The following is a 15747-nucleotide window of genomic DNA, read 5'->3' on the forward strand; positions in this document are numbered from 1 at the left end:
TCATGACCGCCCTGTATCTCGCTTCTGGCTCTCCGCGTCGCCGTGAATTACTGACCCTGCTTGGTGCGCCTTTTGAAGTGCTAAAAACTGAGGTTGAAGAGCAACGCCATCCAGAAGAGAGTGCGCAAGAATATGTCCGGCGTTTGGCAGAAGATAAAGCACGGGCAGGGGTGAGGGTCGCACCACAGGATTTGCCAGTTTTAGGGGCGGATACTATTGTGGTGTTAAATGGGCAAGTATTAGAAAAACCACGAGATAAAGCACACGCGCAACAAATACTCAGTGCATTGTCCGGCCAACAACATCAAGTTATTACTGCGGTGTCGCTGGCTGACCGACAAGACATATTATCTGCCATGGTTGTGACAGATGTGACATTTCGCGTGTTATCCCAGTTGGAAATCAGTGACTATATTGCTACCGGTGAACCCATGGACAAAGCGGGCGCGTACGGTATTCAGGGGAAAGGTGGTTGTTTCGTCAGGTCCATTACCGGCAGTTATCATGCCGTGGTGGGGCTGCCGTTGGTAGAAACCCATGAATTACTAAGTAATTTCATTGCGCTACGTAATGTGAGAGGAATACATGACAGCTGAATTACTGGTCAATATTACACCGTCTGAAACGCGGGTTGCCTACATTGACGGTGGCATCCTGCAAGAAATACATATCGAACGTGAAGCCAAAAGAGGGATCGTTGGCAATATCTATAAGGGCCGTGTCAGCCGGGTTTTACCGGGCATGCAGGCGGCTTTTGTGGATATAGGTCTGGATAAGGCAGCTTTCCTCCATGCTTCCGATATCATGCCCCACACCGAATGCGTGGCTGGGGATGAGCAGAAAAACTTCAATGTGCGCGACATTGCTGAACTGGTTCGCCAGGGGCAGGATTTAATGGTGCAAGTGGTGAAAGACCCGCTCGGCACTAAGGGCGCACGTCTGACCACCGATATCACCCTACCTTCCCGCTATCTGGTGTTAATGCCAGGGGCCGCCCATGTGGGGGTTTCGCAGCGCATAGAAAGTGAAGCGGAACGTGAGCGCCTGAAGAAAACCGTGGCGGAGTACTGCGATGAGCAGGGCGGTTTTATTATCCGCACGGCCGCAGAAGGGATTGGTGAAGAGGAACTTGCCGCTGATGCCGCTTTCCTCAAACGTTTGTGGACCAAGGTTCAGGAGCGGAAAAAACGCAATATCACTAAATATAAACTGTATGGCGAGATGGCTCTGGCACAGCGCGTGCTCCGTGATTTTGCCGGTGCGGCACTGGATAAAATCCGTGTTGACTCCAAATTGACCTATGATTTGCTGGTGGAGTTTACCAGCGAATATATTCCAGAAATGACTGAAAAGCTGGAGCTGTATGCCGGTAAACAGCCAATTTTCGATCTCTATGATGTCGAAAATGAAATACAGCGATCCCTGGAGCGCAAAGTTGAGTTAAAATCAGGCGGTTACCTGATTATTGACCAGACCGAAGCTATGACCACGGTAGATATCAATACCGGGGCTTTTGTTGGTCATCGTAATCTTGACGAAACCATTTTTAATACCAATATTGAAGCCACTCAGGCCATTGCCCGCCAACTGCGGATGCGCAATCTGGGGGGGATTATCATTATTGATTTCATCGACATGAGTAATGAAGAGCATCGTCGGCGTGTGCTGCATTCACTGGAGCAGGCACTGAGTAAAGATCGAGTAAAAACCAGTATTAACGGTTTCTCTCAGCTAGGCTTAGTGGAAATGACGCGCAAGCGCACGCGGGAAAGCATCGAGCATGTGCTCTGCAATGAATGCCCAACCTGTCGTGGCCGTGGCACCGTCAAATCGGTCGAGACCGTGTGCTATGAAATCTTGCGTGAAATTGTGCGTGTTCACCATGCTTATGATTCTGACCGCTTCTTGGTCTATGCTTCTCCAGCAGTCGGTGAGGCGCTGAAAGGCGAAGAGTCTCACGCACTCGCTGAAGTAGAAATTTTCGTCGGTAAGCAGGTTAAAGTTCAGATTGAGCCACTGTATAACCAAGAACAGTTTGATGTGGTGATGATGTAAGTGCCTCCCGGCCTTACAGGGATGGCGAGGAGAGAAGTGTGAGGCGACTGCCCAGGATAATGTTTGCGACAGGCGCCACAATGATTGTTGTGGTGGCACTGTTGGTCAGTGGGCTACGCATGATGCTGCCTCTCATCAACGACTATCGTCCGCAAATCGTGGCTAAGGTTCAGTCCATTAGCGGTATCCCACTGGAAGTGGGATTCATGCAAGGGACGTGGGAAACCTTTGGCCCAACGTTGGAATTGCGTGATATTCGCGCTCAATTGCCGAAAGCCGACTGGCAGGTGCAACGGGTAACTCTTGCGCTCGATGTCTGGCAATCCTTGCTTCATTGGCGCTGGCAGTTCCGTGACATGACTTTCTATCAATTACAGCTGGACTTGCACACCACGCTCGATAGGCAGCAGAGTAATAACAGCAGCCTTGAAGCCAGCAACATTACTGATATTTTCTTACGTCAATTAGACCATTTTGACCTGCGCAACAGTCGCATTTCATTTTTGACCCCATCAGGCCCACGTGCCGAATTAGAAATTCCACAACTGACTTGGCTTAACTCGCCGAGTCGGCATCGCGCTGAAGGGCAAATCAGCCTTTCGACCATCAATGGCCAGCATGGCGTAGTGATGGTGCGTATGGATCTGCACGATAACCAAGGCATTTTAAATAATGGCACGGTTTATATGCAGGCCGACAATATCGACCTGAAACCTTGGATTAGCCGCTGGCTGCACAATAATACCGGGTTGGACAGTGCTGAATTCAGCTTGGCCGCTTGGCTAAGTATTAAAAGTGGTGAAATTTACAGTGGCAATGTACTGCTCAGTCAGGGGCAAGCCAACTGGACGGTGGGCGAGCAATCCCATCAGTTAGCCGTAGATAATTTGGTACTGGAAGGCCGCCGTCAGGGCAATGGCTGGCAAATTGACGCGCCAGAGTTGAGCCTCAAAACAGATGGTCAAGCCTGGCCGAAAGGGCATCTGTCAGCTTTGTGGCTACCTGAAAATACCCAATTCATCGGCCCAGACCAATCTCAAGAATTACGTATTCGCGCCACCAATATTCAGCTCGAACGCGTTGGGCCGCTATTGCCAACCCTGTCACTTTTTACACCTGAATTGATGAAGCGCTGGGCTGATTTACGGCCGCAGGGCATTATCGATGCCTTGGCATTGGATATTCCAATCAGCCAACCGCAAAGAACACGTTTCCAGGCTCAATGGCACAATATCAGCTGGCAGCATTGGGATTTACTACCTGGCGTGAATAATTTTTCCGGTGTGTTGAGCGGCACAGCTGAACTTGGGCGGCTGGATATCAACCTTAAAGACAGCACCTTGCCTTATGGTGAAATGTTCCGCGCCCCATTAGAGGTGAGTCAGGCCAGTGGCACAGTGAAATGGCAGGTGGATGATAAAGGTTGGGAGCTCTGGAGCGACCAGCTAGATGTCAGGGCCAAATCCTTGTGGGGCAATGGCAGTTTCCGCTATATGCAACCGGATAAAGGGCAGCCATGGCTTAAGATCCTGACCGGCATTCGTCTGTATGATGCCACCGATGCTTGGCGCTACTTCCCAGTTCCATTGATGGGCAAGAAACTGGCTGACTATTTGACCGCGGCGTTACAGGGTGGGCAGGTGGATAATGCCACGCTGGTTTATAACGGCAATCCCCATGATTTTCCTTATAAACATAAAGAAGGCCAGTTCCAGGTCTATGTGCCGCTACGTAACGCGACCTTCGCATTCCAGCCAGATTGGCCTGCATTAGAGAATTTAGCCATTGACCTCGATTTCCTTAATGAAGGTCTGTGGATGAACGCGCCTCATGCCATGCTGGGTAATGTCACCGGCAGCAATATCAGCGCCATCATCCCGGATTATCTGCAAGAGAAACTCTATGTTGATGCTGAAGTGGCGGGTGAAGGGCGTGATGTTCATGACTACTTTACCCAGACACCACTCAAGGACTCAGTGGCTGAAACACTTGAGGAGTTGCAGGTCGGGGGTAATGTTAGTGGGCGCTTACACCTAGATATCCCCTTGGAAGAGAACCGCATTACGCATGCCAGCGGCGAAGTGACGTTGAAGAATAACAGCCTGTTGGTTAAGCCGTTGCACAGCCAACTGGAAAATATCAGCGGTAAGTTCCGGTTCAATGATGGCAATCTGGATAGTGATACCTTATCCGCCAACTGGTTCGGGCAGCCGCTAACCGTTGATTTTACCACCCAAGAGCAACCTAAGAACTTTTTGGTCAATGTCGGGCTACACGGTGACTGGCTGCCGGCCAAATTACCCGGTGTACCGGACGATGTGGCGAAATTGCTGAGTGGCAGTGCCAACTGGCAAGGTAAAGTTGCCGTGCAGTTGCCTAAAAACGGCAAGCCGGATTATAAAATTGATGTCACGGCTGACCTTAAGAAAGTGAGCAGTCACTTACCGCCACCGCTAGATAAAGTCAGTGGTCAAACCTTACCATTACAGGTTAAGGCCGTCGGTGGGCTGGATAGCTTTACTCTGTCGGGTAGTGCGGGCGGCAACAATACCTTTAATAGCCAATGGCTGCTGCAAAAGGATCAGGTGGAGCTGGCGCGGGCTATCTGGCAGACCGACAGCAACAAGACACCGCCGTTACCTGATGACAAAGGATTGGTACTCAAGCTGCCTAACTTGGATGGTGAGCGCTGGCTGGCTTTGCTGGCTCCTGAGCTTTCAGCAGTGAGCGCACCTTTTGCCTCCTCTACTCAGCCCAAAATAAAAGGCAGCAGCGCTAATGTTATTTTCCCGAAGCGGCTGACATTGCAAACTCCACAGTTGTTAATCGGCGGTCAGGCTTGGCATGGCCTGACATTACAACTGGAACCTTTGCTGGCGGGCACCAGAGTCACGGCCAAGGGGCAGGAAGTGGATGGCAGTCTGTTGATGTCTGACAGTGGGCCATGGCATGCCGATATTGATTACCTCTATTACAACCCGCAGTGGGCGGGGAGCGAAAAGAGTGATCCGTTGGCAAAAGCGGCATTGCAGGAGCCACAAAGCCCTAGCACAGTCTCGTTCCATAATTGGCCAGCTCTGCAACTGCGTTGTAAAGCTTGTTGGATTTTGGGGCAAAACGTCGGGCGGGTGACTGCGGATCTCACTCCGAAAGGCTCGGTACTGACGTTATCAAATGGGTTGATTGAAGCCGGTAATGGGCGGGCGAAGGTTTCCGGGCAGTGGCAACAAGATCATCTGGGTGACAAAACCGCTCTTAATGTTGCACTGAGTGGGGCAAAAATCGATGAAACACTCTCGTTTTTTGGCCTGACAACCCCAATAAAAGATGCTTCATTTGATATCAATGCCGACATCAATTGGCGCGGTGTGCCGTGGCAGCCACAAATTGATAGCCTGAATGGAACGCTCAAGAGCCGACTGGGGCGCGGATTACTCACTGATCTCGGTGGTGGCCGTGCGGGCCAGTTATTGCGTTTAGTCAGCTTTGACGCACTATTACGTAAGCTCCAACTCGATTTTAGTGATACGTTTAGTCGTGACTTCGCGTTTGATTCTATTCGCGGCAGCGCCAATATCAAAAATGGCGTGATGCATACCAATGATTTAGTGGTTGATGGGTTGGCGGCCGATATTGCCATGAGCGGCAATGTTGATTTGGTGAAACGCCAGATAGCCATGGAAGCGGTCATCACCCCAGAGATTTCTGCCACTGTCGGTGTCGCAACTGCGTTCGCGATTAACCCGGTGGTTGGGGCGGCAGTATTTGCTGCCTCCAAGATTTTAGGGCCGTTATGGAGCAAGGTCTCGCTGATTCGCTATCAGATTACCGGTAGCCTGGATCAACCGGCCATCCATGAAGTATTACGCCAGCTAAAGGAGAGTAAGGCGCCATGAAAAATGCCAATGTCGCATTATTACAGTTATGCAGTGGTGAAAATACCCGTGACAATCTGGCTCAAATTGAGCAGCAGATTAAACAGTTAAATTCAGGCATTCAACTGGTTATGACGCCGGAAAATGCCTTGTTATTTGCCAATGCTGCCTCATACCGCCACCATGCCGAACAACACAACGATGGGCCATTACAGCAGGAAGTGCGTGAGATGGCGCGTCGATACGGAGTCTGGATTCAAGTCGGCTCCATGCCGCTGATCAGCCGTGAATCACCGGACCTGATCACCACCAGCAGCTTGCTGTTTGATGATCAGGGTGAGCTTAAAGCCCGCTACGATAAAATCCATATGTTTGATGTGGATATAAACGACCTGCATAGTCATTACCGTGAGTCTGATACTTATCAACCGGGCCAGCAATTGACGGTAGTGGATACGCCAGTAGGCCGCCTCGGCATGACGATTTGCTATGATCTGCGTTTCCCCGGTTTGTTCCAGGCTTTACGTGCGCAGGGAGCAGAGATTATTTCAGTGCCTTCGGCCTTTACCAAAGTCACGGGTGAAGCTCATTGGGAAATTTTATTGCGCGCACGGGCGATTGAAAATCAGTGCGTGATATTGGCCGCAGCACAGGTGGGGCGTCACGGTGCCACCCGCCGGACTTGGGGCCATACCATGGCGGTTGATGCCTGGGGTAAAATTATTGGGCAAAACCCAGATGCGGTTGCTGCTTTAAAAGTCAAAATTGAAACCACAGGTTTGAAGACTATTCGTAACCAGATGCCGGTATTGCAGCATAATCGCTTCCAGGCGTCGCTGGTACCGCCATCGAATAAGCTATCATCTACTTCATGATAATCATCTAAATAAAGAGTGAAAACTATGAGCCTCTCGTTTGTCAGTGAGCAGTTACTCGCTGCTAACAAGCTGAACCATCAGGACTTGTTCTCAGTATTGGGGCAGTTGGCCGAGCGCCGCCTCGATTATGCTGACCTGTATTTCCAGTCCAGCTACCACGAGGCCTGGGTGTTGGAAGACAGCATCATTAAAGATGGCTCTTACAATATTGATCAGGGTGTCGGGGTGCGCGCAGTCAGTGGTGAAAAGACCGGTTTTGCCTACGCCGACCAGATAACCCTGAATGCTTTACAGCAAAGTGCCCATGCAGCGCGCAGTATTGTGCGTGATACTGGCAACGGTAAAGTGCATACCTTGGGTGAAATTAGCTATAAGGCGCTGTATCCATTACTCGACCCACTGCAAAGTCTCTCTCGGGAAGACAAAATTGCACTGCTGCACCGAGTAGACAAAGTGGCTCGTGCTGCCGACAAGCGGGTGCAGGAAGTGAGCGCAAGTCTGACCGGTGTCTATGAGCAGATTCTAGTCGCAGCCACTGACGGTACGCTGGCGGCAGATGTGCGCCCACTGGTGCGCCTGTCAGTCAGTGTATTGGTTGAAGAGAACGGCAAGCGCGAACGCGGTGCCAGTGGTGGTGGTGGCCGTTTCGGTTATGACTACTTCCTTGAGGTGGTTGACGGTGAAGTGCGTGCCGATAATTTTGCTAATGAAGCCGTCAGAATGGCATTAGTGAATTTGTCTGCCATTGCAGCACCGGCAGGTGCCATGCCAGTGGTGTTAGGTGCTGGTTGGCCGGGCGTGTTGCTGCACGAAGCTGTTGGTCATGGGCTGGAAGGTGATTTCAACCGCCGTGGCAGCTCCGTATTCAGCGGGCAAATGGGTAAGTTGGTTGCTTCTGAGCTGTGTACCGTGGTTGATGACGGCACCATGCAAGGTCGCCGTGGCTCTCTTGCCATCGACGATGAAGGGGTACCCGGCCAATATAACGTGCTGATTGAAAACGGTATTCTGAAAGGTTATATGCAGGATAAGCTCAATGCTCGCTTGATGGGGGTTGCGCCAACCGGTAATGGCCGCCGTGAATCCTATGCGCATCTGCCAATGCCGCGTATGACGAACACTTATATGCTGGCCGGTAAATCCACGCCAGAAGAGATCATCGCCAGTGTGGAATATGGCCTTTACGCGCCTAATTTTGGCGGTGGTCAGGTGGATATTACCTCCGGCAAGTTTGTCTTCTCGACTTCTGAAGCTTACTTAATCGAAAAAGGCAAAATCACCCATGCGGTGAAAGGGGCCACTTTGATTGGCTCGGGTATTGAAGCTATGCAGCAGATTTCCATGGTCGGCAACGATCTGGCGCTGGATAAGGGTGTTGGCGTCTGTGGCAAAGAAGGTCAAAGCCTGCCGGTGGGCGTGGGCCAGCCTACCCTGAAACTGGATAATCTGACCGTGGGCGGCACCGCGTAAGAAGAAATACAGCATGTTTGGTGCTCAGTTTAAGTCTAACTGGGCACCCAATAACTATGCTCATGTTATCGGTAGCCCTGATATACCTCAGCAACCCGCTTAAAGTATTCGGTTAAATAGTCGATACAGACTTGGACTTTAAGCGGCATTTTGTCTTTCTCGGTATACAGTGCATAAACCGGGCGGGGGTCAGAATGATATTTTTTGAAAAGCACTTCCACTTCACCGCGTTTTATCTCCTCAATCACCCACATTAACGGCGCATAGGCAATACCCGCGCCAGCGTTGAGCCAACGGATCATGGTTTGCGAATCATTGGTCACAAAACGGCCCTGCGGGGATATCTGTGTGGTAATACCTTCCGGCGCAATCAATTCAAAATTACTGTCCGGCCTGACACTGTATTCCAGCCACGAGAAATTGACCATATCCGAGGGTTTCTCCGGCGTGCCGTACTGTGCCAGATAGGATTTGGCGGCACACACCACCATTGGCATGGAACCCAGGCGGCGAGAAAACAGCCCTGAATCCTGTAAAGCTCCGACCCGAATCACCACATCCAAACCATCCGCAATCAGGTCCGGTGCCGGTATACCGGTGACCAAATTAACCGACAGCCCAGGGTATTCTTTCAGCATCTCCGCGGTCATGGTGGCGAGCACATTTTGCGCCATAGTCGATGAGCAGCCAATCCGCAGCGTTCCTGTCGGGGTATTGTTAAATGCATACAGTTGTTCGTGGACTTCCTGCACTTCCTGCAGCATGCGCCGGCAGCCCTGATAGTAAATGCGGCCAGCCTCGGTTAAACCAATGCGCCGGGTACTGCGGTTAAGCAGCTTAACATTCAGCTCTGTTTCCAGCTTTGACACTGTCTGACTTATCGACGACACACTCATGGCCAACTGCCGTGCTGCGCCGGTAAAGGAACCGCACTCAACGACTTTGGCAAAGACTGACATTCGTTTTAATCTTTCCATGGTTTGCTCTATATGGACTGTTAGCGAGAGGGATTGTTAACTCTGGCTTAAAAGTGATTTAGATCACACATTGTAGATAACTTGATAATAAGCAGGCTAATATACTGCTGTCGGGAGAAGAGTCCGAAGCTTGAAAACCACGTAGCCGAAGTGTTGCCTCATCTCATGGCAAGCTACAGCCATAATAATCAACCAAGTTTAACCTATAAGTCAGTCTTATGGCTGGTGCTTTTAGCCGTGGCTATTGTAGTTGGATGTATTTCAGTTAACTGTCAGATTATTCATTTGGGCGTATTCACCGACACCCCACAACAGAAAGGATTTAAAAATGAGTTTGCTTCCGGTGATGGTGATTTTCGGCCTCTCTTTTCCACCGATATTTGTTGAGCTGCTGCTCTCGCTGGCCCTTTTTTTTGTCCTGCGTCGCATGTTACAACCCACGGGTATTTATGAGTTTGTCTGGCATCCAGCGCTCTTTAATACCGCATTGTACGGTTGTCTTTTTTACTTAATATCTCGTCTTTTTTCCTGAGGTCGCCGTGAGTACTTTTTCATTAAAAATAATCCGCATCGGCATCACCTTATTGGTGGTTTTACTGGCTATTGTTGCTGTCTTCAAGGTCTGGGCCTTTTACACTGAATCACCCTGGACCCGTGATGCTAAATTTACCGCAGATGTCGTTGCTATTGCACCGGACGTCAGCGGCTTGCTGACCGATGTCCCGGTTAAGGACAACCAATTGGTGCAGAAAGGCCAAATCCTGTTTGTCATTGACCAGCCGCGCTATGAACAGGCTCTGGCCGAAGCGCAAGCTGATGTTGCCTATTACCAAACACTGGCTGCTGAGAAACAGCGTGAGTCGGGTCGGCGTCAACGTTTAGGGGTTCAGGCACTGTCACAAGAAGAGATTGACCAATCTAGCAATGTGCTGCAAACCGTCCGTCATCAACTGGCAAAAGCTATCGCGGTGCGTGATTTAGCCCAGCTTGATCTGGAGCGAACTGTAGTACGCGCGCCCGCAGAAGGCTGGGTGACCAACCTGAATGTTCATGCTGGGGAATTTATTAATCGCGGCGCTACAGCGGTCGCCTTGGTGAAAAAAGATACTTTTTATATTTTAGCCTATCTGGAAGAAACCAAGCTGGAAGGGGTTAAACCGGGGCATCGGGCAGAAATTACCCCACTCGGCAGTAACCGTATTCTGCATGGTACCGTCGACAGTATCTCTGCGGGGGTCACCAACAGCAGCAGCAGTGTTGATAGCAAAGGGCTGGCGACCATTGATAATAATCTGGAGTGGGTACGTCTGGCGCAGCGTGTGCCGGTGAAAATCCGTCTGGATGATGAGGATCAACAGCATCCTTACCCGGCAGGGACGACTGCAACGGTGGTTATCACCGGATCGAATGATCGCGATCCCAACCAGGCATCGCCAATTGTTAAGCTGATGCATCGTCTGCGCGAGTTTGGCTAAGATGAGCAGCCCGACTTTCATTCGCCTGCGCTTTGCTTTTAAGCTCAGTTTTGCCATTGTGGCCGCACTGTTTCTGGGCTTTCACTTGCAATTGGAAACGCCGCGTTGGTCAGTGCTAACGGCGGCGATTGTCGCTGCAGGCCCGGCTTTTGCGGCGGGTGGTGAGCCTTTCTCCGGCGCAATTCGCCATCGTGGCTGGTTGCGTATTATCGGAACATTTATCGGCTGCATTGGCGGCTTGATTATCATTGTTCTGACCATCAGAGCACCGGTATTGACGCTGATGCTCTGCTGCTTATGGGCTGGGGTTTGCACGTGGATCTCATCATTAGTGCGTGTGGAAAACTCTTATGCCTTTGGTTTAGCTGGGTATACCGCCCTTATCATCATTGTGACGACCGGTGAAACTCCGCTGCTAACGCCCCAATTCGCCGTTGAGCGCTGTAGTGAGATTGTGCTGGGGATCGTCTGTGCGGTCATGGCTGATCTGCTGTTTTCACCGCGATCAATCAAGCAGGATATTGATCGGCTGGTGGATAAAGTCTTGGTGGATCAATACCAGCTGTTGCAGCTGTGCATACATCAGGCCGAAAAAACGGATATTGACCGTGCCTGGAATGATTTAGTTAAAAATACCACCGCGCTCAATGGGATGCGCAGCTATTTGATGATGGAATCTTCCCGTTGGCAGCGCTGTAATCGTCGTTTACGGGTATTACACACCGAGTCTTTAGCACTGATAACCCAAGCGTGTGAAACCTATCTGGTGCTAGTCAATCATCCCGACATATTAACCGACCAACTGAAGGCCATGCTGAGCGAACCGGCACAAACTCCGGCGGAGATTCATCAGCGGATGAAAAAACTGCGCCAGTTTATTGGTGCCAGCCACAGTGAGGCTATCCCGCATACCATCAGCAGCTGGGTGGGCGCGGCAACTCGCTATTTATTGCTGGCGAAAGGGATTCACACTAACAGCAGCATCAGCCGGGTTGAGGAAGATATTCTAGCCGGTGATGTTCCGGTGAAGCATGTCTCCGCTGAAGGCCATCACGCCATGATTAATGGCCTGCGTACCGGTATTGCGACCGCTATCGGTGGCTTGTTCTGGCTGTGGACCGGCTGGACATCAGGGGCGGGTTGTATGGTGATGATAGCGGTGGTGACGTCGCTGGCGATGCGCACCCCTAATCCGCGGATGGTGGCGATAGATTTCCTGTTGGGGGTGGTTATGGCGCTGCCCATCGGGGCGCTTTACTTTATGTTTATCATTCCCGCAACTCAGCAGAGCATGTTGCTGCTGTGTATTAGCTTGGGGCTGCTGGCGTTCATTATTGGTATTGAAGTACAAAAGCGGCGCTTGGGTTCACTGGGGACGTTAGCCAGCACCATCAATATTATGGTGCTAAGTAACCCGATGGAATTCAATGTCAGTTTGTTCCTCGACAGCGCATTAGGCCAAATTGTTGGCTGCTTCGTTTCTCTGATGGTGTTGTTGCTGATCCGCGATAATGCCAAAGACAGAACCGGCAGAACCTTACTCAACCGCTTTGTTTACAGCGCAGTATCCGCTCTCACGACCAACAAAGCTCGGCGCAGTGAAAATCATTTACCGGCGTTATACCAGCAACTGAACCAGTTATTGATGATGTTCCCCGGTGATATCGACAAATATCGGCTGGCATTAACATTGATCATCGCCCATCAGCGGCTCAATAAGACCGAGATCCCGGTTAATGCTGAGTTGAGTGCTTTCCATAAGCAAATTCGCTACACCGCGGATAGAGTGATTAATGCCAAAAACTCCCAGAAGCGGCGCTATTACTTCGCCCGACTGTTGCAGGAATTAGACCAATATCAGCAAAAACTGGTTGATTATCAGTCTCCTGATTCAGTTACTCGTCCAGTGAAACGGCTGGCAGATATGCTGCACCGTTATCAGAGTGCGCTGATATAATCACCGATTGAAAGGCGCTAAGCTGTTCCCATAGCTTTCTCAAGGGCTATACTGAATCTGGAACCATCCTTCCTAGCCCTCCATTGATGGGGGGCATCATTCCCCCGCAGGAGGTCGACAAGATGTCAGCACAAAACCCATTACAAAGCCAAAAACAGAGCGACGGTGTTTACCATATCGGCTATTTTGTCGGCGGTTCTTGGCATCAAGCGCAGAGCACTTTCGAGGTGCGCAATCCGGCCACTGGCGCATTGGTCGCGAAAGTGGCGAAATCCGGCAAAGCAGAAACCGAAGCCGCGATTAAGGCCGCTAGCGAGGCATTCCCCGCCTGGCGCAAAACCCCCGCGAAACAGCGCGCAGAGATTCTACAGCGTTGGTATTTACTGATAATGGAGCACCAGCAATCATTGGCTGAGCTGATGGTTTCTGAGCAAGGTAAACCATTGAAAGAAGCATTGGGCGAGGTTGCATATGCCGCCAGCTTTATTCAATGGTTTAGTGAGCAAGCGAAGCGTGCCAATGGTGAAATCATTCCGCCCGCCAAAGAAGGTGCCCGCATTCTGGCAACCCGCGAGCCGGTTGGCGTGGTCGCTGCCATCACTCCCTGGAATTTCCCGCTGGCGATGCTCACCCGCAAATTAGGGCCCGCGCTGGCTGCTGGCTGCACCGGGTTAATTAAACCAGCCAACAATACGCCATTATCCGCCTTTGCTTTGCTGGCACTGGCAGAACAGGCTGGTGTACCGGCTGGGGTTCTCAATGGGGTTGCCGGTGATACCCATGCTATCAGCGACGCCATTATGGCCAGCCCTGAAGTGCGTAAAATCTCTTTTACCGGCTCGACGGAAGTGGGTAAAACCCTGATGCGCAATGCCGCCGCCACCATGAAGAAAATTTCCATGGAACTGGGTGGGAATGCCCCCTATATCGTGTTTGATGATGCCGATTTGGATGCGGCACTTGCCGGAGCCATGGCCTGTAAATTCCGCAATGCCGGGCAGGTCTGTGTTTGCGTCAACCGCTTCTATATTCAGGATGGCATTTACGACGAGTTTGTTAACCGCCTGGCAGCCGAAGTGAAAAAGCTGAAAGTAGGCAATGGCATGGACCAAGATGTCAACATGGGGCCACTTATCAATCTGGCAGGTGTTGAGAAGGTGGAAGACCACGTAAAAGATGCTCTGGAGAAGGGCGGCCGGTTGTTAGCCGGGGGGAGCCGTCATGAGTTAGGTGGCAACTTCTTCCAGCCGACGGTCATTGCCGATGCTACAGAGCAAATGAAAGTGGCTTCTGAAGAGACCTTTGGCCCACTGGCGGCCTGTTTCCGTTTCAAGACCGAAGATGAAGTGATCAAGCGGGCGAATAACACGCCATTCGGGCTGGCGGCTTACTTCTATACTCAGAACTTGCAGCGGGTATTTCGGGTTTCAGATGCGCTGGAAAGCGGTATGATTGGCGTCAATGAAAGCTCGGTGTCTACTGAACTGGCACCTTTCGGCGGGGTGAAAGAATCAGGCCTGGGTCGTGAAGGTTCAGTGCTGGGTTTAGATGAATTTATGGAAGTTAAAACTCTGCATCTGGGCAATTTATAAATCAGATGATACGGCATAGGTTATCGTAATGAGCAGCAGCTTGAGGGTTAAGGAGAACCATGAATAAGCGACTTATCACTATTCTGGGGGCAATACTGCTGCTAGCGGTGGCCGCATTTCAGGGTATTGACGGTGTCACGGCGCGTGATATTGGTCAGTCGCCGGATCTGGAACGTTCGCGGCCATCAGTCCCGGTTTCTATTGAACAGCTCACCCAGCACCAGCAGGTTGTAAAATACTTGCAAGCGCATCACCGCTTGCCGGATTTTTACATTACCAAGCAGCAGGCGCGTGAGAAGGGCTGGAATCCTAAAGACGGTAATTTGTGCAAGGTACTGCCGGGTAAAGCCATTGGCGGCGATCGTTTTTCTAATCGTGAACGTCAATTACCCGAAGCCAAGGGCCGTAATTGGCATGAAGCTGATGTGAATTATCGTTGTGGGCATCGTGGTACTGATCGTTTGCTTTACTCCAATGATGGCCTGATTTATCTGACTCAGGATCACTATAAGCATTTCATTCGGATGGAGTGAAAAGATGGTAAAAGTGGTATTCGATTTTGACCATATACCGGATCTTCCTGCATTTTACCGCGCATTTTCCCAACAGTTTGCGCTGAACGAAGGTTTTGGTGCCAATCTGGATGCGCTGTGGGATGTGGTAACAGGCGAGATAGCTTTACCGGTAGAGATTGAATTTATCCATTTCAATCACCGCCGGAAACGCCGTTTTGGGGCTATTGTGTTGCTGTTGGAAGAAGCTGAGGAAGAGCTGGCAGGCAGTTTACGTTTTAATATTGCCTGACTAGAACTTTATTGAGTCGGGAGCCGAGTTAGACCCGGCCCCGCCCGATTACTGCTGCTTTTCTGCTAATTCACGCAGATACTGGAAGATCTGACGGAATGACTTCGGCGGCTTGTTTGTTGCCTGCTCTTTCTGAGCATTGCGCACTAAGCTGCGTAGCTGCTGGCGGTCAGCATCTGGATACAATTCCAATACGGTTGGGATGGCATCATCACCTTCTTCAACCAAACGGTCGCGCAGTGTTTCCAGTTTATGGAACAGCGAAACTTGTTGGTTATGGCGGTTTTTCAGCTTATCCAATGCCGTTTGAATCGGTTCTACATCACGGGCACGCAGCATTTTACCAATTAACTGGATCTGGCGACGGCGGCCTTCTTTTTTGATCTTCTGCGCCAGTTCAACGGCCGCGAGCAGATCCTCATCCAATGGGATCTTCTCCAGGGCGTTTTTGCCTAGCTCAACCAGCTCGGTGCCCAAGTCTTTTAGCACTTCGGCATCACGTTTAATTTCACTTTTACTGACCCAGATGATCTCATCGTCATCGTCGTTTTTATCTTCTGGGACTTCATCTAGCCAGTCTTCGGGCTGTTTGTTCATGGTCAAATTCCTTAAAAAGAGGCTAATCGTAGCAGGTTGTTGGCTTTCTGCGAAATTGTACCAAGAT

General features: G+C 50.8%; 13 protein-coding genes. 11 read left to right on the forward strand and 2 right to left on the reverse strand.

Features of this window, described 5'->3' with window-relative positions; translation table 11 throughout:
- Window positions 1-2 precede the first annotated feature (2 nt).
- The 5 genes from N0H69_RS05155 to tldD are packed head-to-tail and all read left to right on the forward strand — an operon-like array spanning window position 3 to window position 8278.
- Window positions 3-596, forward strand: coding sequence for a Maf family protein (locus tag N0H69_RS05155; RefSeq protein WP_050150503.1), 594 nt, complete (start codon window positions 3-5; stop codon window positions 594-596).
- Window positions 586-2055 (forward strand): ribonuclease G, encoded by a 1470-nt coding sequence (gene rng, locus N0H69_RS05160; protein WP_032911560.1) that lies wholly within the window; start codon window positions 586-588, stop codon window positions 2053-2055. The genes N0H69_RS05155 and rng overlap by 11 nt, the downstream gene beginning before the upstream one ends.
- 38 nt (window positions 2056-2093) lie before the next feature.
- The gene (gene yhdP / locus N0H69_RS05165; RefSeq protein WP_072077423.1) at window positions 2094-5951 is read left to right on the forward strand and encodes an AsmA2 domain-containing protein YhdP; all 3858 of its coding nucleotides are present in this window, start codon (window positions 2094-2096) and stop codon (window positions 5949-5951) included.
- A complete protein-coding gene (gene nit1, locus N0H69_RS05170; RefSeq protein ID WP_050110739.1) occupies window positions 5948-6805 on the forward strand; it encodes a deaminated glutathione amidase in 858 nt (285 codons plus the stop codon). The genes yhdP and nit1 overlap by 4 nt, the downstream gene beginning before the upstream one ends.
- A 27-nt stretch (window positions 6806-6832) precedes the next feature.
- Entirely contained in the window at window positions 6833-8278 is a 1446-nt protein-coding gene (gene tldD / locus N0H69_RS05175; protein WP_050123197.1) for a metalloprotease TldD, read from the forward strand.
- A gap of 65 nt (window positions 8279-8343) precedes the next feature.
- Here the strand turns inward: tldD and aaeR are convergent, their stop codons facing one another.
- Complete coding sequence (aaeR, locus tag N0H69_RS05180; RefSeq protein WP_004711000.1) at window positions 8344-9255, reverse strand: HTH-type transcriptional activator AaeR; 912 nt, start codon at window positions 9253-9255, stop codon at window positions 8344-8346.
- Window positions 9256-9583: 328 nt separating this feature from the next.
- Between aaeR and aaeX the strand changes: the two genes are divergently transcribed.
- The 6 genes from aaeX (at window position 9584) to N0H69_RS05210 (ending at window position 15083) form a co-directional block, all read left to right on the forward strand.
- Window positions 9584-9787 carry a p-hydroxybenzoic acid efflux pump operon protein AaeX gene (aaeX, locus tag N0H69_RS05185; RefSeq protein WP_050123201.1) on the forward strand — a complete coding sequence of 68 codons (204 nt, stop codon included), beginning with the start codon at window positions 9584-9586 and terminating at the stop codon, window positions 9785-9787.
- A gap of 7 nt (window positions 9788-9794) precedes the next feature.
- Window positions 9795-10730, forward strand: coding sequence for a p-hydroxybenzoic acid efflux pump subunit AaeA (aaeA, locus tag N0H69_RS05190; RefSeq protein ID WP_050110744.1), 936 nt, complete (start codon window positions 9795-9797; stop codon window positions 10728-10730).
- Between the two features lies 1 nt (window position 10731).
- Window positions 10732-12687, forward strand: coding sequence for a p-hydroxybenzoic acid efflux pump subunit AaeB (aaeB, locus tag N0H69_RS05195; RefSeq protein ID WP_050110745.1), 1956 nt, complete (start codon window positions 10732-10734; stop codon window positions 12685-12687).
- 122 nt (window positions 12688-12809) lie between these two features.
- The gene (locus N0H69_RS05200; RefSeq protein WP_050150509.1) at window positions 12810-14279 is read left to right on the forward strand and encodes an NAD-dependent succinate-semialdehyde dehydrogenase; all 1470 of its coding nucleotides are present in this window, start codon (window positions 12810-12812) and stop codon (window positions 14277-14279) included.
- Between the two features lie 59 nt (window positions 14280-14338).
- On the forward strand, window positions 14339-14812 hold the full coding sequence (locus N0H69_RS05205; RefSeq protein WP_050123207.1) for a ribonuclease: 474 nt from the start codon (window positions 14339-14341) through the stop codon (window positions 14810-14812).
- 4 nt (window positions 14813-14816) lie between these two features.
- Window positions 14817-15083, forward strand: coding sequence for a barstar family protein (locus N0H69_RS05210; protein ID WP_032911556.1), 267 nt, complete (start codon window positions 14817-14819; stop codon window positions 15081-15083).
- Window positions 15084-15131: 48 nt separating this feature from the next.
- Here the strand turns inward: N0H69_RS05210 and yjgA are convergent, their stop codons facing one another.
- Window positions 15132-15680, reverse strand: a complete 549-nt coding sequence (gene yjgA, locus N0H69_RS05215) for a ribosome biogenesis factor YjgA (RefSeq protein ID WP_050110751.1) — start codon at window positions 15678-15680, stop codon at window positions 15132-15134.
- Window positions 15681-15747 lie beyond the last annotated feature (67 nt).

The organism is Yersinia alsatica, assembly GCF_025133195.1.
GTDB classification, from domain to species: Bacteria; Pseudomonadota; Gammaproteobacteria; order Enterobacterales; family Enterobacteriaceae; genus Yersinia; species Yersinia alsatica.

Coding starts and splice junctions, on each gene's coding strand:
- N0H69_RS05155 (WP_050150503.1), top strand. CDS start 3: ATGACCGCCCTGTATCTCGCTTCTGGCTCTCCGCGTCGCCGTGAATTA.
- rng (WP_032911560.1), top strand. CDS start 586: ATGACAGCTGAATTACTGGTCAATATTACACCGTCTGAAACGCGGGTT.
- nit1 (WP_050110739.1), top strand. CDS start 5,948: ATGAAAAATGCCAATGTCGCATTATTACAGTTATGCAGTGGTGAAAAT.
- tldD (WP_050123197.1), top strand. CDS start 6,833: ATGAGCCTCTCGTTTGTCAGTGAGCAGTTACTCGCTGCTAACAAGCTG.
- aaeR (WP_004711000.1), bottom strand. CDS start 9,255: ATGGAAAGATTAAAACGAATGTCAGTCTTTGCCAAAGTCGTTGAGTGC.
- aaeX (WP_050123201.1), top strand. CDS start 9,584: ATGAGTTTGCTTCCGGTGATGGTGATTTTCGGCCTCTCTTTTCCACCG.
- aaeB (WP_050110745.1), top strand. CDS start 10,732: ATGAGCAGCCCGACTTTCATTCGCCTGCGCTTTGCTTTTAAGCTCAGT.
- N0H69_RS05200 (WP_050150509.1), top strand. CDS start 12,810: ATGTCAGCACAAAACCCATTACAAAGCCAAAAACAGAGCGACGGTGTT.
- N0H69_RS05205 (WP_050123207.1), top strand. CDS start 14,339: ATGAATAAGCGACTTATCACTATTCTGGGGGCAATACTGCTGCTAGCG.
- N0H69_RS05210 (WP_032911556.1), top strand. CDS start 14,817: ATGGTAAAAGTGGTATTCGATTTTGACCATATACCGGATCTTCCTGCA.
- yjgA (WP_050110751.1), bottom strand. CDS start 15,680: ATGAACAAACAGCCCGAAGACTGGCTAGATGAAGTCCCAGAAGATAAA.